17 protein-coding genes are annotated in these 17,429 nt (G+C 70.6%); 4 read left to right on the top strand and 13 right to left on the bottom strand.

The genetic code is table 11. The features are described from left to right. Positions 1 to 111: 111 nt before the first annotated feature. The 5 genes from NMK44_RS39680 to NMK44_RS39700 form a co-directional block, all read right to left on the bottom strand. Positions 112 to 1,926, bottom strand: a complete 1,815-nt coding sequence (locus NMK44_RS39680) for a LuxR family transcriptional regulator (protein ID WP_254752666.1) — start codon at positions 1,924 to 1,926, stop codon at positions 112 to 114. Between the two features lie 83 nt (positions 1,927 to 2,009). After that, the gene (locus NMK44_RS39685) at positions 2,010 to 2,804 is read right to left on the bottom strand and encodes an alpha/beta fold hydrolase (RefSeq protein ID WP_254752668.1); all 795 of its coding nucleotides are present in this window, start codon (positions 2,802 to 2,804) and stop codon (positions 2,010 to 2,012) included. Between the two features lie 25 nt (positions 2,805 to 2,829). Then, entirely contained in the window at positions 2,830 to 3,156 is a 327-nt protein-coding gene (locus NMK44_RS39690; RefSeq protein WP_254752670.1) for a winged helix-turn-helix transcriptional regulator, read from the bottom strand. A 131-nt stretch (positions 3,157 to 3,287) separates the two neighbouring features. Further along, positions 3,288 to 4,193, bottom strand: a complete 906-nt coding sequence (locus tag NMK44_RS39695) for an NADP-dependent oxidoreductase (RefSeq protein WP_254752672.1) — start codon at positions 4,191 to 4,193, stop codon at positions 3,288 to 3,290. A 41-nt stretch (positions 4,194 to 4,234) separates the two neighbouring features. Beyond that, a complete protein-coding gene (locus NMK44_RS39700; RefSeq protein WP_254752674.1) occupies positions 4,235 to 5,305 on the bottom strand; it encodes an alkene reductase in 1,071 nt (356 codons plus the stop codon). Between the two features lie 249 nt (positions 5,306 to 5,554). Here NMK44_RS39700 and NMK44_RS39705 point away from each other — a divergent pair, with 249 nt between their 5' ends. The 3 genes from NMK44_RS39705 (at position 5,555) to NMK44_RS39715 (ending at position 8,608) form a co-directional block, all read left to right on the top strand. Next, positions 5,555 to 6,115 (top strand): MarR family winged helix-turn-helix transcriptional regulator, encoded by a 561-nt coding sequence (locus NMK44_RS39705; RefSeq protein WP_254752735.1) that lies wholly within the window; start codon positions 5,555 to 5,557, stop codon positions 6,113 to 6,115. Positions 6,116 to 6,329: 214 nt separating this feature from the next. Then, positions 6,330 to 6,881 (top strand): TetR/AcrR family transcriptional regulator, encoded by a 552-nt coding sequence (locus tag NMK44_RS39710; protein WP_254752676.1) that lies wholly within the window; start codon positions 6,330 to 6,332, stop codon positions 6,879 to 6,881. A gap of 20 nt (positions 6,882 to 6,901) precedes the next feature. Further along, complete coding sequence (locus NMK44_RS39715) at positions 6,902 to 8,608, top strand: MFS transporter (protein WP_254752737.1); 1,707 nt, start codon at positions 6,902 to 6,904, stop codon at positions 8,606 to 8,608. Between the two features lie 116 nt (positions 8,609 to 8,724). Here NMK44_RS39715 and NMK44_RS39720 read toward each other — a convergent pair whose 3' ends face one another. From NMK44_RS39720 to NMK44_RS42570, 6 genes are all read right to left on the bottom strand, one after another. Beyond that, on the bottom strand, positions 8,725 to 9,111 hold the full coding sequence (locus NMK44_RS39720) for a PPOX class F420-dependent oxidoreductase (RefSeq protein ID WP_254752678.1): 387 nt from the start codon (positions 9,109 to 9,111) through the stop codon (positions 8,725 to 8,727). A gap of 146 nt (positions 9,112 to 9,257) precedes the next feature. Then, positions 9,258 to 9,704, bottom strand: a complete 447-nt coding sequence (locus tag NMK44_RS39725) for a hypothetical protein (RefSeq protein ID WP_254752680.1) — start codon at positions 9,702 to 9,704, stop codon at positions 9,258 to 9,260. Between the two features lie 278 nt (positions 9,705 to 9,982). After that, positions 9,983 to 10,441: an SRPBCC family protein gene (locus NMK44_RS39730; RefSeq protein WP_254752682.1), complete on the bottom strand. Its 459-nt coding sequence runs from the start codon at positions 10,439 to 10,441 to the stop codon at positions 9,983 to 9,985. Further along, complete coding sequence (locus NMK44_RS39735; RefSeq protein WP_254752684.1) at positions 10,410 to 11,111, bottom strand: hypothetical protein; 702 nt, start codon at positions 11,109 to 11,111, stop codon at positions 10,410 to 10,412. Before NMK44_RS39735 ends, NMK44_RS39730 begins: the two co-directional genes overlap by 32 nt. A gap of 278 nt (positions 11,112 to 11,389) precedes the next feature. Beyond that, positions 11,390 to 12,010: an L-threonylcarbamoyladenylate synthase gene (locus tag NMK44_RS39740; RefSeq protein WP_254752686.1), complete on the bottom strand. Its 621-nt coding sequence runs from the start codon at positions 12,008 to 12,010 to the stop codon at positions 11,390 to 11,392. 95 nt (positions 12,011 to 12,105) lie between these two features. Continuing rightward, the gene (locus NMK44_RS42570; protein WP_254752688.1) at positions 12,106 to 13,947 is read right to left on the bottom strand and encodes a ricin-type beta-trefoil lectin domain protein; all 1,842 of its coding nucleotides are present in this window, start codon (positions 13,945 to 13,947) and stop codon (positions 12,106 to 12,108) included. 691 nt (positions 13,948 to 14,638) lie between these two features. On the opposite strand from NMK44_RS42570, the gene NMK44_RS39750 reads away from it, so the two are divergent. After that, positions 14,639 to 15,481, top strand: coding sequence for a helix-turn-helix transcriptional regulator (locus NMK44_RS39750; RefSeq protein WP_254752690.1), 843 nt, complete (start codon positions 14,639 to 14,641; stop codon positions 15,479 to 15,481). Here NMK44_RS39750 and NMK44_RS39755 read toward each other — a convergent pair. Beyond that, positions 15,468 to 15,866 carry a PAAR domain-containing protein gene (locus NMK44_RS39755; RefSeq protein WP_254752692.1) on the bottom strand — a complete coding sequence of 133 codons (399 nt, stop codon included), beginning with the start codon at positions 15,864 to 15,866 and terminating at the stop codon, positions 15,468 to 15,470. The two genes, NMK44_RS39750 and NMK44_RS39755, sit on opposite strands and share 14 nt — an antisense overlap. Before the next feature lie 66 nt (positions 15,867 to 15,932). Beyond that, positions 15,933 to 17,336 (bottom strand): COG1470 family protein, encoded by a 1,404-nt coding sequence (locus NMK44_RS39760; protein WP_254752694.1) that lies wholly within the window; start codon positions 17,334 to 17,336, stop codon positions 15,933 to 15,935. Positions 17,337 to 17,429 lie beyond the last annotated feature (93 nt).

Raw genomic sequence — 17,429 nt, forward strand, 5'->3', positions numbered from 1 at the left:
GCGGGCCTGCGACGGGCCGGGTAGTGGGCAACGCGCCGCGGTAGGTAGGCGGCGGTGGGCCGGTGTCCCGTGTTCCGGGGCACCGGCCCACTGCCCGTCCGCGCGCCACCATCACTTCGGTCCGTCGTCGAGCAAGGGCGCCAACGCGCGTCTGCCAGTGATGCCGAGTTTCCGGAATCCACTGGTCAAGTGGTTCTCCACGGTCCGTTGCGTGATGAACAGGGTGTCGGCGATCTCCCGGTTGGTCAGTCCGCGGGCCGCGAGCTCCGCGACGCGGCGTTCGCGGTCGGTCAACGCCGAAGCCCCGGCCGTGTGCGCCCGCCGGGGCCGCGCGCCGAACGCCCGCAACCGCTCGCGGGCCAGATCGGCGAGGCGGACGGCCCCGCACTGCCGGGCGAGGTCCAGCCCACGACGGGCCGTCTCCCGGCCCAGCCGGGCGTGTCCGGCCTCGAAGCGCAAGGTGCCGTACTCGACCAGTGAACGGGCCAGTTCGAGCGTGGCTCCCGCTTCCTCCAGCAAGCCGACGGATGTTTCCAGCTGCTTCAGGCCCTGTCGGCCGCGCACGGTCACGGCGGCCGTGCGCAGGCTGATGCCGAGGGTACGGGGGGTGCCCCAGTCCCGGGCCTGCTCCAGCTCCTGGTGGGCCAGGTGCGCGGCCTGACCGGAACGGCCCAGGGCGAGCTGGGCGAGGGCAGCGAGGGATCTCCACGGAAGGATGGCGGGGTTGTCCCGCTGCCAGGCGATCTGGCGGCGTCCGCACTCCAGCAGATCCTCCAGGGCATCGGCGAACCGGCCGTCGGCCAGGCGCATGCGCGCGCGTGCCTCCAGCAGATGCGTCCACTGCCAGACGTCTCCGTACCGCTCGGGTTCGGCGAGGCCGAGCAGCGGCTCGGCCTCCTCATGCCGTCCCGTCTCCGCCAGCACGCGCAGAACACCGGCGAGAGCGAGGGGGACCATGGGGTTTCCGCGGGAGACCGAGGCCAGATCGAGCCAGCGGTGTCCCGCGTCGAGGGCGGCGGGAAGGCGGCCGGTCCGGTAGGCCACTTCGCACCGGCCCAGCGAGACCAGTGTCCGCGCGGTGGTGGCGTCGCACCACCGCGTCTGCTCCGACAGGCGGTCGAGGATCCGCGCTGTCTCCTCCAACCGGTCGCACCACACCAGGGCCAGGGCACCCAGCGCGATCGCGCGGGTGATGACATCGTCCTGTGGCAGCGGTCCGTCCAGCGCGTCACGGGCGTACGCGGCCACGGTGGCGGCATCGGCGGGGCGGCCCACCGCAAGCGCCGACCGGACGGCCGCGGTGGCCCGTTCGCGGATCCGGTCCTCGTCGGTCGACAGCCTGGTCAGCCTCCCGTCCGTCCTCGACCGCCGGTCCGGATCCTCCAGTCCGATCAGAACACGCTGCAGACGCAGCCCGAACACGGCATCGCCACATGGCCGGTCGCTCGCGGTCAGCAGTCCGGCCTCACGGTCGAGGAGTTCGGCCGCCTGGCAGCCGCGCTGGCCTCGCTCCAGGGCGTCGGCCAGGACGGGGACCACCTCCAGCCGTGCCGAGTCCGTGGTGAGCGTGTTCAGCGACGCGGACAAGTGGCGGACCGCGGCGGCCGGGTGAGCCGGTGCCTCGGCACGGCCGAGTTCGGCCAGCAGGACCTCCTGTCCGGACGAAGGAGGTTCGCGCAGCGCGCGCCGCAAATAGGCCACGGCCCGCTCGGAGTCGCCGCGTGCCGTGGCCAGTCGCGCTGCGGCGCGCAGCGCGCCGACCACCCAGTGCCGCCCGCCGGGCTCGGCGTCGAGCAGATGACCGGCGACCTCCTCCAGCGGGCCGTCCCGGTCGTGCAGCAGCCGGGCCGTCCGGTACTGCGGGTCTGATCCATCGTGCCGGCCGGACGTGTCGATGACTTCCCCCTCGTATGGGCGGGCGGCCATGCCGGGCGCACACCACGAGATGTTCCTGTCGCCACCGGCGGGGGCCACATCATCATCGATGTGACCCCCGCCGGCGGTGCGTCTCAGGCGCTGTGCCGGCCGAGGAAGTCGGTGATGAGCTTCTGCCATTCCTCGGGGCGTTCCACCATGGGCAGGTGGCCGGTGGGGATCTCCACCAGCTCGGCGCCCGGGATGGTGTCGGCGAGCTGGTGGTGCTGGCGGGTGGAGGTGAACCAGTCCTGGGTGGTGGAGATGACCAGTGTGGGCACCGTGATGTGCGGGAGGTCGTCGCGGACATCGATGCGGGGTACCAGACCCGCGTGTTCGGGGGTGCCCTCGGCGATGCTGGCGGCGGTGAATCCGATGGCCTGCTGGACCTGTTCGTCCGGCATCGCCTCCAGCGCGTCGGCACCCAGGGCCATCATCGTCAGGTACTCGGCCAGCATCTGGCGGTCGCCGGACTGGGCCAGCTTGCGCCAGATGGGCAGGGAGAGGGATTGGCGGTTGTCGCGGCGGGGGAAGGTGGCGGTCAGCACGAGGGCGGTGACGCGCTCGGGGTGGCGGGCGGCGGCGCGGATGGCGACGGGGCCGCCGAGGGAGTAGCCGGACAGGGCGAAGGTGTCCAGGCCCTCGGCCACGGCGGCGGCGATCAGCTGGTCGGCGAGGTCGTCCAGCTCCAGGGGGGTGGTGGCGCGGGGGGTGTCGCCGCTGCCGGGGTAGTCGATGCCGACGACGGTGTGGCGGGCCGCCAGGCCCTGGAGGATCGGACCGTAGGTTCCGGTCACGCTGCTCCCGGCGCCATGGGCCAGCGCGAGCCCCGGGCCGGAGCCCAGGACGGTGCGGGCGAAGGTCGCCTCGGGCAGGGGACGTGCGGACATGATGAGTTCCCTTCTTCGAGCGTGGTCATGTGGTTCTTCTGCGCCGCGACCAGGAGCGGATCCACTCCAGTGCGGGCAGCAGGGCCCGGCCGTCGGGGGTGAGTGTGTAGGTGGCGGGTCCGGGCGGGAGCCGGTCGTGGGTGACGAGCCCGGCGTCGAGGAGTTCGCGGAGCCGGTCGGCGAGCATCTTGGTGCTGATGTGCCCGATGGCGGTGTGCAGTTCGCCGAAGCGGGCGGGCCGGGTGGCGAGGGTGTGGAGGATGATGCCGTTCCACTTCAGGCCGAGGACCTCGAACGCGGCGGTGATGTCCGCGTCGGCCGTGAGCGGCGCGAGGGTGGTGCGGGCTGCCATCGGCTCATGGGTCCTTCGCTCGTGGCGGTTCGGCTCGTGGAGGCCGGGCCGCAGCCGGCTCGGGGGGCGCCGGCCGCGGCCCGGGTGGCCGCCTCGTCGGTGTCTGTGACGCGAGGCGGCGGTATCGGGGGTCAGGGCAGCAGGACGACCTTGCCCCTGTTGCGACGCGCTTCCAGATCCCTGTGGGCGCGCGCCGCTTCCGCCAAGGGGTAGGTGCGCCAGATCGGCAGCGTGAGCCTGCCGTCGGCGGCCATCCGCACCAGCTCCGACAGGGATTCCCCGGCCTGGTCGGCGCCGCCGGAGCTGAAGCGGACACCGTGCTGTGCGGCGGACATGTCGGCGATGGTGATGACATGTGCGCTGTCGCCGGTCAGGGCGACGGAGTCGGCAAGGACACCGGCGCCGGAGGCGTCGAGGACGAAGTCGACTCCCTGGGGCGCCACGGCCTTCACCCGCTGTGCCCAGCCGTCGCCGTAGCGGACGGCGGTGGCTCCGAGCGCCGTGACGCGCTCGACGTCGTGCTCACCGACCGTGCCGATGACGGTGATGCCGCGGGCGACCGCCAGTTGCACGGCGAGGAAGCCCACGCTGCCGGCGGCGCCGTGGACGAGCAGGGTCCGCCCCTCGCGCACACCCAGCTGGGCGAGGACGCGGGACGCGGTCCGGCCGACCGTCACCAGCGATGCGGCGACCTCCCATGACAGTGCCGCGGGCTTGGCGACAGGCCGTTCCAGCAGGGCGTGTTCGCCGTAGCTGCCGCCGGCCGTGGCACCGAGGACCTCATCGCCCACGGCGGCCTCGGCTCCCGCACCGACGGCGTCGACGACACCGGCCGCGTCCAGGCCGGGGACCACGGGAAAGCGGGCCGGGATGGCGGCGGCCATCAGGCCGGAGCGGATCTTTATGTCGAGTGGATTCACCGAGGCGGCTCGCACTCGGATCCGGACCTGACCCGGTCCGGGCTCCGGCGGGGTGACCTCCGACAGCCGGAGCACCTCGGGCGCGCCGTACTCGGAGAAGGCGATTGCGGTGGACATCAGAACCTCCCAGGTAGGGGCCGCGTTGACGGGCTCGCCGGTCAGGCGGTGAGGGTCGGGTAGTCGGTGTATCCGCGGTGGTCGCCGCCGTAGAAGGTGGCCTTGTCCGCGGTGTTGAACGGACCGCCGGCAGCCAGGCGCCGGGGCAGGTCGGGGTTGGCGAGGAACAGCGCCCCGTAGGCCACCATGTCCGCGCTGCCGTCCTCCACCAGCTTCAGCGCGTCGACGCCGGTGGCGTCCGGGTAGGTGAACGGGTTGAGGACGAACGTGCCCGGCCAGGCCTTGCGCAGCCGTGCGGTCAGGGAGGTGTCCGGGCCCTCCATCAGGTGCAGATAGGCAAGGTCCAGAGCGGCGAGCCGGTCCAGCAACGCCCCGTAGACCTCAGCCGGGTTGTCCTCGGTGATGTCGTTGAAGATGTTCCCGGGCGAGATCCGCAGGCCCACCCGGTGGCCGCCGATGGCTTCGGCCACGGCCGTGACGACCTCGGCGGCGAAGCGGATCCGGCCCTCGGTGGAGCCGCCCCAGCCGTCGGTGCGCTGGTTGGTGTTGTCCGCGAGGAACTGGTGGACCAGGTAGCCGTTGGCGCCGTGGATCTCCACACCGTCGAAGCCGGCCTCGATGGCGTTGCGCGCCGCGCTCGCGAAGTCGCCGACGGTCTGCCGGATCTCCTCCTCGGTCAGCTCCTGCGGCGTGATGAAGTCCTGCGGACCCTGGTGGGTGTACACCTTGCCCTGGGCGGCCACCGCCGACGGCGCGACCGGTGTCAGGCCGTCGGGCAGCAGGCTGGGGTGACCGATCCGGCCGGTGTGCATGAGCTGAGCGAAGATCACCCCTCCCTCGCGGTGCACGGCGTCGGTCACCGTCCGCCATGCCCGGACCTGGCCGGGCGTGTGCAGGCCGGGGGTGTCGGGGTAGCCCTGGCCGACGGTCGAGGGCTGGATGCCCTCGGTGACGATCAGCCCGGCGTCGGCACGCTGCGCGTAGTACGTGGCCATCAGCTCCGTCGGCTCGGCGCCGGGGCCGTACGCACGGCTGCGGGTCATCGGAGCCATCGCGATACGGCTGGTCAGGTGCTTGTCGCCCAGGACGATCGGATCAAAAGCAGTGGTCATGGCCTTCTTCCTCGGGATGAGTGACGTTTCGCGGCTCAGGGCGATCCGCCGCCGCGGCGGCTGATGCCTGTCCGAACAAGTAAATCACTTGTCTGAACAGGTAAATCCCCTGCGATCATTCCCGAGGTCTGCTGTGAAGCACGCCACATCCGCCATCTGGCCTTGCCGTGGCTGGGCTCCGGCAGGCTCCATGAGGGCGCATGGTTGCGAAGGAGGGTTATGTTGTCCGGGCAGGAAAGCGAGGAGGAGATGGCGCAGTCCACGCCGGGGGCCGGGCGGTGTTTCATGGAACCGGGGCAGGAGGCCACCGTCCCGGTGCCGACCGCGGCCGACGGTGGTCCGATCGGCCACGCGATCTTCCGGCTGGCCCGTCTGCACCGTATGTTCGCGGGCCGGTTGCTGCGCCGTATCGGTCTCCATCCGGGCCAGGAGCTCGTCATGATGCAGCTGTGGGAGCTCGGTGTGCAGCGGCAGGCGGACCTGGTGCGGCTGATGGACTCCGATGCCGCCACCATGACCCGCACCGTCCGGCGTCTGGAGCGGGCCGGCTTCGTCAGCCGCCGTCCCTCAGCCACCGACGGGCGCGTGTCACTCATCGAATCCACCGCCGCCGGTCATGCCCTGCGCCGCGAGGTCGAGCGGAGCTGGGGCCGGCTCGAGGAGCTGGTGGCCGCGGACCTCTCCGACGATGAGCGCGTCGCGGTCCTGCGCACCCTGGAACGCCTGGAGTGCAACCTCGTGCGGGCTGCCGATCCCATGGGCGCCACCAAGACCCCAGCATCACAAGAACGATTCCCCGCAGATCGATAGGCGCTTACGTGGTCTGCCACGTCACCCCGGTCCTCCGTGCGACCGGCAGGCCCCATCACTCTCCCGGTGCTCCGCGAGGGGGAGCAGCGTGGAAATACGCGGAGCACTACCTGCTCCGTGCGTACCCGCACCGCATACGTAGTCCGACAGCCCGCGATGAATCACGTACGTATCGTATGAGACATCTCTGTCTCACATGCGTTACTCTTGTCTCATGTCCGTTGATCGTGAACACGTTCTGCGCGCCGCCGCCGAGCTGCTCGCCCGTAAGGCCACGGCGTCCATGGATGAGATCGCCAAGTCCGCCGGGATCAGCCGCGCCACCCTGCACCGGCACTTCGCCGGGCGGGACGCGCTCGTCCAGGCGCTCGGTGTGCTCGGTATCCAGCTCGTCGAGGAGCGGCTCGCGGCCGCTCGGATCGACGAGGGGGATCCGGTCGACGCGGTGCGGCGCCTGGTCACCGAGGCGCTGCCGGTGTCGGGCTTCCTCGCGTTCCTCTACGGCGAGAACCAGCTCTACGAGTCCGAGGCGATGGACGAGGGCTGGGAGCGCATCGACGAACACGTGGGCGCGTTGTTCCGGCGGGGCCAGGAGCAGGGACTGTTCCGGCTCGACCTGACACCGGCCTGGCTGACCGAGGCGTTGTACGCCCTGATCGCGGCCTCGGCCTGGAGTGCCCAGGAAGGCAGGATCGCGTCCAAGGACGCGGGTCACATGGTCTCCGAGCTACTGCTCGGAGGAATGATTCGGAGTGTGGAGAAGTGACTGGCAAGACCCCAGAGCGCCTGACCGGCCCGCACCGGGCCCCGCGGCCCGGCGCGGCCGCGGGGGCTCCGGGACGCTGGCTCGCCCTGTCGGTGCTCATCCTCGCCGTGCTGCTGGTGGCCGTCGACGCGACGGTCCTCGGTCTGGCGACGCCGTACCTCAGCGAGGACCTGGAGCCGACCGGCAACCAGTTGCTGTGGATAGGCGATGTCTACTCGTTCGTCATCGCGGGCCTGCTGGTGTCCATGGGCAGTCTCGGCGACCGCATCGGCCGTAAGAAGCTGCTGCTCACCGGCGCCACCGCATTCGGCGGGCTGTCGCTGCTCGCCGCGTACGCCACGTCACCCGAGATGCTGATCGCGGCCCGTGCGCTGCTCGGTGTCGCGGGTGCCACGCTGATGCCGTCCACCCTCGCCCTCATCCGCAACCTCTTCCCCGATCCGAGGGAACGCAGTGTCGCCATCGGCATCTGGGGTGCCGCGGCGTCCGCGGGTGCGGCGGTCGGGCCGATCGTCGGTGGATTCCTGCTGGAGCACTTCTGGTGGGGTTCGGTGTTCCTCATCAACCTGCCCGTGATGGCCGTGCTCGTCCTCGTCGGTGTGAAACTGCTGCCGGAGTCCAAGAACCCCGACCCCGGCCCTTGGGACCTGCTCAGCGTCGGTTTCTCCCTGGTCGGCATGATCGGTGTCGTCTACTGCGTCAAGGAGCTGGCCACACATGCCACCGGCGCGGCGGCGATCGTGGCGGGCCTGATCGGCGTCCTCGCGCTGCTGGCGTTCGTCCGGCGCCAACTGACGCTTCCGAAACCGCTGTTGGACATGCGGCTGTTCAAGCACCGTGGCTTCTCCGGCGCGGTCCTGGCCGACCTGCTCACCATCCTGGGCCTGTCCGGGCTGGTCTTCTTCCTGTCGCAGTTCCTGCAACTCGTCCAGGGACGGACACCGCTCGAGGCGGGACTCGCCGAACTGCCCGCGGCCATCGGTGCCGTGGCCGCGGGGCTGGTGGCCGGTGCGGCCGCCCGGCGCTACTCCGTCCGCGCGATCGTGTCCGGAGGTCTGGCGGCCATCGGGCTCTCGCTCGCCGTACTGGTCTTCCTGAACGCCCACACCGGCTTCCCCGTGCTCGGCGGGGTGCTGCTGGTCGTCGGCGTCGGAGCGGGCTTCTCGTTCACCGTCACCGCCGATGTGATCCTCTCCAGCGTCCCCAAGGAGCAGGCGGGCGCCGCGTCCGCCGTCTCCGAGACGGCCTACGAACTGGGTGCGGCACTCGGTATCGCTCTGCTCGGTTCGATGGTCACCGGTGTCTACCGCGGCTTCGAGACGCCCGCGGGCGTCCCGGCGGACACGGCGGCGGCCGCCCATGAGTCGCTGGGCGGCGCGGCCGAGTCGGCCGCCCACCTGCCGTCGGACCTCGCCGCCGGACTCCTCGCCTCGGCACAGGACTCGTTCGTGGCCGGGCTGCGGATCGCCTGCGGTGTGGGCGCGGTGGTCCTGCTCGCCACGGCGGTGGGGGCGTGGTTCCTGCTGCGCGGCCAGACCCTCCAGGACGGTGCCGACGGGGGCACGGACGGGCGACGCCCGTCGGACGGTGGCAGGGCTGACGCTGAGACGATCGGTGCCGCCGACAGCGACCACCGCGATGGCGGCCAGGCCGCCGGTGCCGACGGGAGCCGACGTGACCATGGCGGCGTGCGCACCGGTGTGACCGAACCCGCTGCCCGCATCTGACCCGCCCGCACCATCGGCGCCCGACCGCCGCCGGGGCTTCGGCCACCCGGCGGCGTCTCCGGGAACTCCAGCCGGGCTCGGCCCCGGTCGGTCCGGCGATCCCCAGGGGCGCCGTGTCACGGGGCCGTCGTGATCCGGATGCCGATGGTGCCCGCCTTGCCGCGCCGCAGTCGGCTGCCCAGGAGGGTGAGCCGCCCGAGGAGGCCGTACTTGCGGGCCACCAGCGCGCGGTACCGCTCGGTGGTGGCCGCGTCGCAGATCTCGGCGGTGGCCGGGCGCTGCTCGCCCGTGGGGTTGCCCCGCACATCGCATGGGCCGACCAGTACCTCGCCACGGTTGCGGATCCGCTTGACCTTCCACGAGTCCGTGGCCGTCCACACACCCAGCGCCGCCCCGTCGGACACCACCCAGACCGGAGTGGCGACGGTCGAGCCGTCCTTGCGGTAGCTGGTGACGAGCAGGTACTTACCGGTACCGAGCTTCTCCAGCCAGGTCTGTTCCATACCGGAAGTCTAGGCCCCGCACCGGTGCACGGCCCGGCGAGCTCGCCCGCGCGACCGAGGCGGTGCAACTACCCGGTGCCGCCGGTACGGTGACGCCGGGCCGCTTCCGGCGGCCGGATGCGAGCGTCGGCGGCACCATCGCCGCCTCAGTGGTGCTGTCCTCCTTGAGCGGTCGGATCGGGCAGTTGCCGGGCGGAGGCACGGGTGGGCCCCGCCGGGTCGCTCAGCCGACGGCCCAGCGCACCCGTGGTGTAGAGGACCGCGCCGAAGACGGAGACCGGCACCGAGGCCCCGATCACCGCCACAGCCGTGGGCCAGCGCCGCTCCGCCGCGCACGCGGTGACCAGCGCCGTGCCCTTCTTCGCCATCGCGGCCTCGTCGACCTCGGCGAACAGCGGTGCCTCGCACTTCCTGTCGCCGCCCCCGACGACGGACACCACCGTGACGTGGTACGGCGTCAGGAGCAGCACCGCGGCCCAGATCCACAGCACTCCCGCGACGGACAGCAGGGCGAGCCCCCAGGCGCGCAGACGACGGTCGCGGGAATGCGGGGGAGTGTTCACCGGATGGGCCGTCGTTCCCTCAGAAGACATGCGGGGCAGCATCGCATACCTCCGGTGGCCTTCTCCCAGGAGCCAGCCGCCTCCGCCGCCCCTCCAGTGGCCGTGCCGGGTGGCCGAGCACACGGCGCCTTTGGCGAACTGATCCGACATCAGGGCGAGTTGCGCGATCGCCCCGATATGGCGCGCCAGCCATCCCGGTAGGTGCGCCGCCCCGATGAGGCGGCTGTGGAACGCTTCGACCCCGTCCGCGTACCTCCGACTGAACGGGTACGGCGGACGGGGTCGTCCCTCCGTGGGGCGGTCCAGGATCAGGCGGGGCCGATACGGCCCCGCCAGGCCCCATCCTCCTGCCCCCGGCGTTCGATGAAGTCCTTGAAGCGGTGCAGATCGCCCTTGATCCTCCGGTCGAGCACACCGGTCATGTCCGCGGCCTTCTCGGCCACTCCGGTCGGCTCGAAGACCAGCGCCAGATTGACCTCCGTGTGGCTCTCGTCCAGCCGCTTGAAGGTCACCAGGCCCTGCTGCCGTACATCACCCGAGGTCGTGCGCCAGGCGATGCGCTCGTCGGGGAGTTGGTCGACGATCTCGGTGTCGAACTCGCGGCGCACACCGGCGATGGAGGTCGACCAGTGGTTGTGCCGGTCGTCGACCTGGGTCACCTGATCCACGCCTTCCATGAACCGCGGGAACTCGGTGAACTGGGTCCACTGGTTGTAGGCCGTGTGCAGCGGAACCTCAACCTCGACGGACTCCCGCACGGTGCTCATCAGTGACTCCTTTCTCCGTTGTCACGGCACCGGGTTTCCGGGTCTCCGCTCGTGAAACGTCCCGCACGGATCGCCTTGTGCCGACCCGGTCTTCCCGGCCCCCGACGGCGTGCCCGGCGCAGCGGCGTCGCCGGTAGTAGTGCACCGTCAGGATGCCGAGCAGCGGGCCCCAGGCGGCCAGGGGCGCGTACGCGAACCAGAAGGCGGCGACCTGCCAGCCGTGCACGGCCAGATCGTCCGGCTCGCCCGTGATCTTCAGACCGAAGGCGGACATCACCATCGCGTAGGGGAAGACCAGCAGCACCACCGAGCCGAGCCCGGCCGGAATGGCGGCCGCCAGGACCGGCACCCGACGCCCGCCCAGTCCGGGGATCCACCGCGGCCACATCTCACCCCATGGGGCGACCAGCCCGACCGCCAGGAACGCCAGTGCCTCGCTGACCACGCTCAGCCCGATGAGGTACCACCACTCCCCGTCGAACGTCTGCGGACCGGCCGGGGCGGTCGCGTCGTGTTCCAGCAGCGGCGCACCGAAGTTGACGGCCGCGATCCGCCACACGCACGAGGGCAGCGCGAGCAGGGTGATGGCGTAGGCGGTCCACACCGCCCAGCGGGGCACGCCCGGCACCGTCCGGCCGTGCAACCGGGTCAGGATCGTGCGCGCCGTCATGGCCGGTTCTCCTCGTCCACTCGTCCGGACCGGGAGCGATGGGGCGACCGTGTGCGGCCGCCGACCCGGTGGGGGTTCCGCGGGGTGCTCCGCCACGTTCGCACCCGCCCCCGGACTTGCGCATCCGTCGCATGGAGGGACCGGCTCACCCGCGCGGCGGAGGCGCCCCTGCGCCGCACGCAGGAGCGACGGGCGCGGCCCGGCACCGGGCACGCGCCGACCGCGCGTTTCAGCTCTACCCCGGCGGCCTCACCGTCTCCGGGTGGCCTGCCGGTGTTCTATTCGAACCGCGACGTGTCGCCCGCCCCTCGGCGTACGATCTCGGCTCCGTCGCCGGAGAAGTCGATGACCGTGGTCGGCTCGGTGCCGCAGTCACCGGAGTCGAGCACGACGTCCACCACGTGGTCCAGGCGCTCCTTGATCTCCCATCCCTGGGTCAGCGGCTCCTCCTCGTCGGGGAGGAGCAGGGTGCTGGAGAGCAGGGGTTCGCCGAGGGCGGTGAGCAGGGACTGGGTGACCACATGGTCGGGGATCCGGACCCCGACGGTCTTCTTCTTCGGGTGCAGCAGCTGCCGCGGCACCTCCTTGGTGGCCGGGAGGATGAAGGTGTAGCTGCCGGGCGTCGCCGCCTTGACCGCGCGGAACACGTCCTTGTCGATGTGGACGAACTGGCCGAGCTGGGCGAAGCTCTGGCATACCAGGGTGAAGTGGTGGCGATCGTCAAGATTGCGGATCGACCGGATCCGGTCGATGCCCTCACGACTGCCCAGTTGACATCCCAGCGCGAAGCAGGAGTCGGTGGGGTAGGCAATGAGCGCACCGGAGCGGAGCCGGTCGGCCACGTTGTCGATGGTGCGCTGTTGGGGGTTCTCGGGGTGCACGTCGAAGTACTTCGCCATCCGCCGACCTTACGGGATCGGGAGCGTTCCGTTCCGCTGTCGGATATCGCGGGGAGCGCGCACCGGCGCTTCCCGCGCCCCGGCATCGAGGGTGGCTAGCACTTCGGCAGGTTTCCGAGACCCCCTGGGCCACGGACGCACCAATGCTGGTTGGCGTAGCCACGGGACCAGTCGAAGATGACCCCTTCCCCGGCGGAGTCGCCCAGCGGTGTCACGGCCGAGTCCTCCACATCGATGAAGGGATGGATCGAACCGTCGCCGCCCGTCTGGAAGCGCAGCCTGTCGGACATCCGGTCATCGGCCTCGCTGCATGGCCAGACACCGACTCCGGTGTCGGTGTCATTGCGGGAGTCCATGCAGAACGCCGGGTCCGCGGAGCTGCGGATCAGGTGGTCCGCGCTCATGTACCACCCTTGAACGGCGGTATCGGTGCAGGTCTGCACGGTGATGTCGGCTCCTGCCGCCAGACGGCCGTCCCGCGCCCCGAGGCACAGCCCGTTCTTGCCGTTGACCACCTGGGTGAAGGCCGGTCCGTTCTTGGCCGGCGGTGAGGTGTCCCCGCCACCGTCCGACGACGGCTTCGGCTTCGGGGACGGCTTCGGCTTGGGAGACGTGCGCTTGCGATGCTTCTCGGCGCCGGGGGAGTGAGGGGCCGAGGAGGAGGCGGACGGGCTCGGCGAGGGGGACGCGGGCGCGAGCGGGGGCGAGGTGTCCAGCGAGGGCGGGATCGTGGGCGCGGCCTCCTCCTTGGTCTTGGCGGCGTGGCGCACCGGTGGCAGCGCGAGGACGGTCATCGTGGCCACGGCCACGACGGCGATCGCGGCGGCCAGTGTCGCCGTGGCCCTGGCCCGTCGGCCGGAGGTCCGCCAGGTGCTCCCCACCCGCCACCGTGCCGAGGCAGCGGCGGCGACGACGGTACTGACGAGCTGAGTGGCGCCGCCGGCCGATCCGCCGGGGCTGTGGAGCCCTCGGGTGCCGGGTTCCCCGGGGTCGGCGAGGGCGTGGCGGGGATGACGTGTGGCGAGATACGCGGCTCCGCCCCACGGCAGCAGTCCCTCCGCGAGGACGACGGCCGGATGCTCCTTCAGGCCCGCCAGTTCACGCAGGACGTGGCGGCACCGGGAGCAGCCGGTCAGATGGCTGACGAGGTCCCTGCTCCGATGGGCTCCGGAGCGGCGGGCCTCGGCCTCCAGCAGACCGCTGAAGCGCCAGCACTCGTCGCCCATCGCCGGTACGGGGCCGCCCGGCGCCAGGTGGGCATGGGCGACATGGGTGTGCAGATAGACCTCGCGGCACTGTCCCAGGGCCTTCTGCCGCAGCAGGAGGACGCTCTGCGGCTCCAGGCCCAGCAGCCGGGCGGTGCGCGTGTCCGCGTCGCCCTCCACCAGTGAGTGCCACAGGACGGCCTGGGTGCGCTCCGGCAGTGTGCGGAAACTGCTGAGCAGCAGCGATCCCTCTTCGAACGACGGTGTGTCACCGGGGCCGCCCGGCGTGTTCCCACCGGTGTCACCGCATGAGGCGGCGAACCCCAGGGCCACATCGGAGTACCGGTCGGTGGCGGTCCAGGCGGTGGCGGTCCGGTGCACCAGCAACAGCAGGTGGTGCCGCCATGCCTCCCTGCGGCGCGGCTGGGTGTCGATGTCCTGTCCGGCGCGGCTGAACACCGCGTCGGTGAGCCGCTCGGCGGCCTGCGCGTCGCGGCAGCAGATCCGGGCGTACGCCCGCACCGCGTCCAGGTGACGCCCCTGGAACTCGGCGGTGGCGTACTCCGAGGCGCGGCCCGCGGAGCGCATCAGCGGTGTGAGCTCGACATCCGGGAGGGAGGCGTACGAGATGTTTGCCGGATCCGCCTCCGTCTCGGATGTCCCTGGTTCGATCCCCTCCGCGGGAGGCAACTCCGCGGAAGGCAACCCGTCGGCCCCGTCGGGTTGAGACACGCTATCCACTCCTCGTTCTGCGATGCTTGCTGGCCATGCGGTACACCGAGGGCCGCCCTCGGGCGGGGCGCGCCTCGCCAGGGGCCGGCGCCCGGCCGGTCGACGGGGGGCGAGCGCATCGTTGACAAATTCGAGACACCAGAGAAACAGGGCGCGCATTCAGCGTGCGATGTCAAAAGTCTTTGTGAACAAGTAGGTTACCGATGATACGCAAAAAGGGCCTCTTCGCCCGGCCCTTGGGGCATGGGGTGAGAGACCATAATGGTCACTGAGCGGTGTGGGTCGCGCTCACCTTGCCACGGTGGGCTGTTGAGTGTCGACCCTCATGGCGCCTAGGGAATTACCCTGGTGTTGAGCTGATCCATGACACCGGCGGCCCTGCCCGGCAGGGCATCAGGAAATCGACTCACCAGGAACGCCGGGTCCGGTCCGGTATACGTGGAGAGAAAAGTGTGAGCCTAGTCAAACCACCACCCCGGGCGCAGCGTTTCATCGCACTCTGAGTGGCTGCGAACATGGTGCGGGCGCATCCTCGTATAACCGAGGCATCCCGCCATGCGGGTCGCGAAGGCGTGCGCCGCGCGGTCTTCGTCCGTTCTCATGAGTGAGGTCGGTCAGTTGAGCCAGATATGTGCGATCCAGGGAACACTTGGCGTCTCTGTCACGATCGATAGTGAATAATGCAATGATCATGGCGTATGAAACTGACCAGTCCAGACGGGCATGGCTGCAGAACCTCACGGCGAGTCGGGCCGTTCGAACTCCCAGCGGTTACGGGCACCATGAAACAGCCGCCGGCTGGCACCTTGATCAACCGCTCGGAATCGCTGAGCATTTAGTGTGCTTCGTGGTCAGTGGCCACTGCGTGGGGGCAGCCGGATACGAGCAGTTCACCCTGGGCGCGGGCAGCGTTTCATGGATCAGACCGGGCACCCCGTTCACGCTCTCGACACCGTTGAACCGGCGTACGGTGATGTATCGCTTTCACTTGACCGCGGACGCGGAAGCCGACGCCAGTCTGGGCCCCTTGATGCAGGTGCACGATGTCTGGGATCTCAGAGGGGTCTTCGACCTGCTCGCCACCGAACTCGGCTCCACCCTTCCGCATCAGGACGAGCGGATGACGGGTCTGCTCCTCGTGATCTTCACGTCGCTCTTCCGCGGGGCCGAACGTGACACCGTCGCCGGTCTGATGAGCGCCCAGGCGCGGCGGGCGGTCGAGCAGTACGTGGACGTCAACATCGCGAAACGCTTCCGTGTCGCCGACCTCGCCCGGGTGGCGGGGCTCTCGCCCGACTACTTCACCCGGGTCTTCCGGAAGACCTTCGGAATGCCGCCCCGGGAGTGGATAATCCGCCGACGTGTCCAGCACGCCGCCAGACTGCTCGATGAGACGGACATGTCCGTCACCAAGGTGGCCATGATCTACGGCTACCCCGACTCCTTCCTGTTCAGCAGACAGTTCAAGGCCGTGATGGACATCTCGCCCCAGGCGTACCGCGTACGGAGAGCCCCGGCCGTCACGAGCCGATGAACACACGGGATGCCGCCACCACGGACGCGGTGTGTTGCACCGCCGGGTCATTGCACGTCGTGGCCGGGTCACCGCTCCTGGCCGCGGCCTTGCCGCCGATGAACACGGTCGAACTCCCCCGGGAGACACTGCCCTTGTTCTGCGGAGGGGCCTTGAAGGTGCCGATCGGGGGGATATGCGGAGGGGTGTTGCAGGCGGTGGAGCCCACCGTCGCGGCGGGTCTGCCGCCGATCAGAACCGTCTGACAGCAGCCGTCCGCGAGCGTGCCGGAGAACGGGAACGGCATGGGTGTTTCCACCGGACCACCCGGGGACGGGACCAGCACGGTGTGGGTGTCCACCCCCACGATCCGGTCTCCCATGGCCGCGGCGGGTGCTTGCGCCATGACGGGCGCTCCTTTCCATGTGCGCGTCGTGTCGTGGGTCCGTTGTGCCGTGGATGAGTTGTGTGGTCACGGCTTCCGTATCGCGGCCCGCCCGGAGAAGAAGGCGGCGGGTGTGCACGAGGAGCCCGCATCTGTGCCCTGTCCACCGGGGACGTTGCAGCGCACGGCGAGTACCACGTTCTCACCGGCCTTGAACTCGAGCGGCTTGTTGAAGTGGCGGTCCAGATCGCGGTAGGAGTCCAGACCCAGCTGCATCAGTACGTCGTCATCGCGCTGGAGGCGCACGATACCGGTGTCTCCGGCGGTGTTCTCGAAGAAGATGTCACTGATGTACATCGTGGTGCCGTCCGGCACCGTGTACCGCGCCGCGGTGTTGAAATCCTCGGACGCCGTGGCGTCGGCCTCGATCCGGAAACCGGCGGCCCGGGACCCGCCGCCGTCCGCCCCGCCGGACCCGCCGGACTCGCCCTCCGGTGGATTCTCCCCGCCCCCGCCGCTCTTGCCGCCCGTGTCGCCCTGCTCCCCGCCCTTCCCGCCGTCCGGGGGCGGTGGTTCATCCGGGTGCGGTGAACCACCGCCCCCGGCACCCCCGCCACTCGGTGCCTCCGACGCTCCGCCCGTCGTGCCGCCTTTCGGCCCCTTGCCGCCGCCGGCGCCCGGCGAGCCGCCCCCGCCTCCGGGCTCCTGCCCGGAGGGATCGTTGGCCTGTTTGCGGGCCTCGCTCTCGACCGTCGGTTGTAGAACGAGGAACCACAGGGCCATGAACGCCATGATGGCGGCCGCCAGTGCCAGTACGAATGCCGAGGCCCCGGCCGAGACCACCGCGGCCTTGACGAGTGTGCCCTCCGCGGTCCGCTCCTGGTCGTCCTCGCCACCCACGACGAGGACCTGGAACGGCAGGCTGACGTCGGCCCCGCGCCACAGCAGCCGCCTCGGTCTGACCCGAAGGGGCACCACGACGCCCTTGCCGCGGGCCACCTCCACCTCATCGTGCTTGAACGCCTTCCGCAGGGCGGCGTCCGGGTCCGACGCGAACAGACGTGCCGCGAGCGGCGCGTTCCCGTGGTTGTCCACCACCACGTGGTACCGCCCGGAGAACCGGCCGCGTCCGGTGCCGGGGCGCAGTGTGACGGCGAAGTCCGTGAAAGCGCCCACCGCGACGGTGGCCTCTTCCACCACGGATCCCTCGATGTCCTCGCTGGACATGACGCGCAGGGCGAAACGGGCCTCACCGGCGGCCAGTGCCGTGGACTTGGCGGGCTTGAACACGATCTCGGCCGCGACGCACTGGTCCGGGAAGACATTGGCTTCGGTGGGCTCGACCGAGATCCAGTCCTTGGCGTCGCCGACGATGTCCAGCCGGAAGTGGTCGACGACCGAGCCGGTGTTGACGATCTGGACGGTCTGCCTGCTCTCCTCGCCCGGGATCGCGGTGACGTTGTCTTCCAGCAGCAAAACGATGGCTCCCACGTCCTCAGCCTGTTCCTCCGGCGATGTACGGCGCAGAGCCCACCGGCCGGTCATCCGGGCGCGAGGATCTGCACGATGGGGAAGCGGCGACGT

The organism is Streptomyces cucumeris (genome assembly GCF_024295805.1).
GTDB classification, from domain to species: domain Bacteria; phylum Actinomycetota; class Actinomycetes; order Streptomycetales; family Streptomycetaceae; genus Streptomyces; species Streptomyces cucumeris.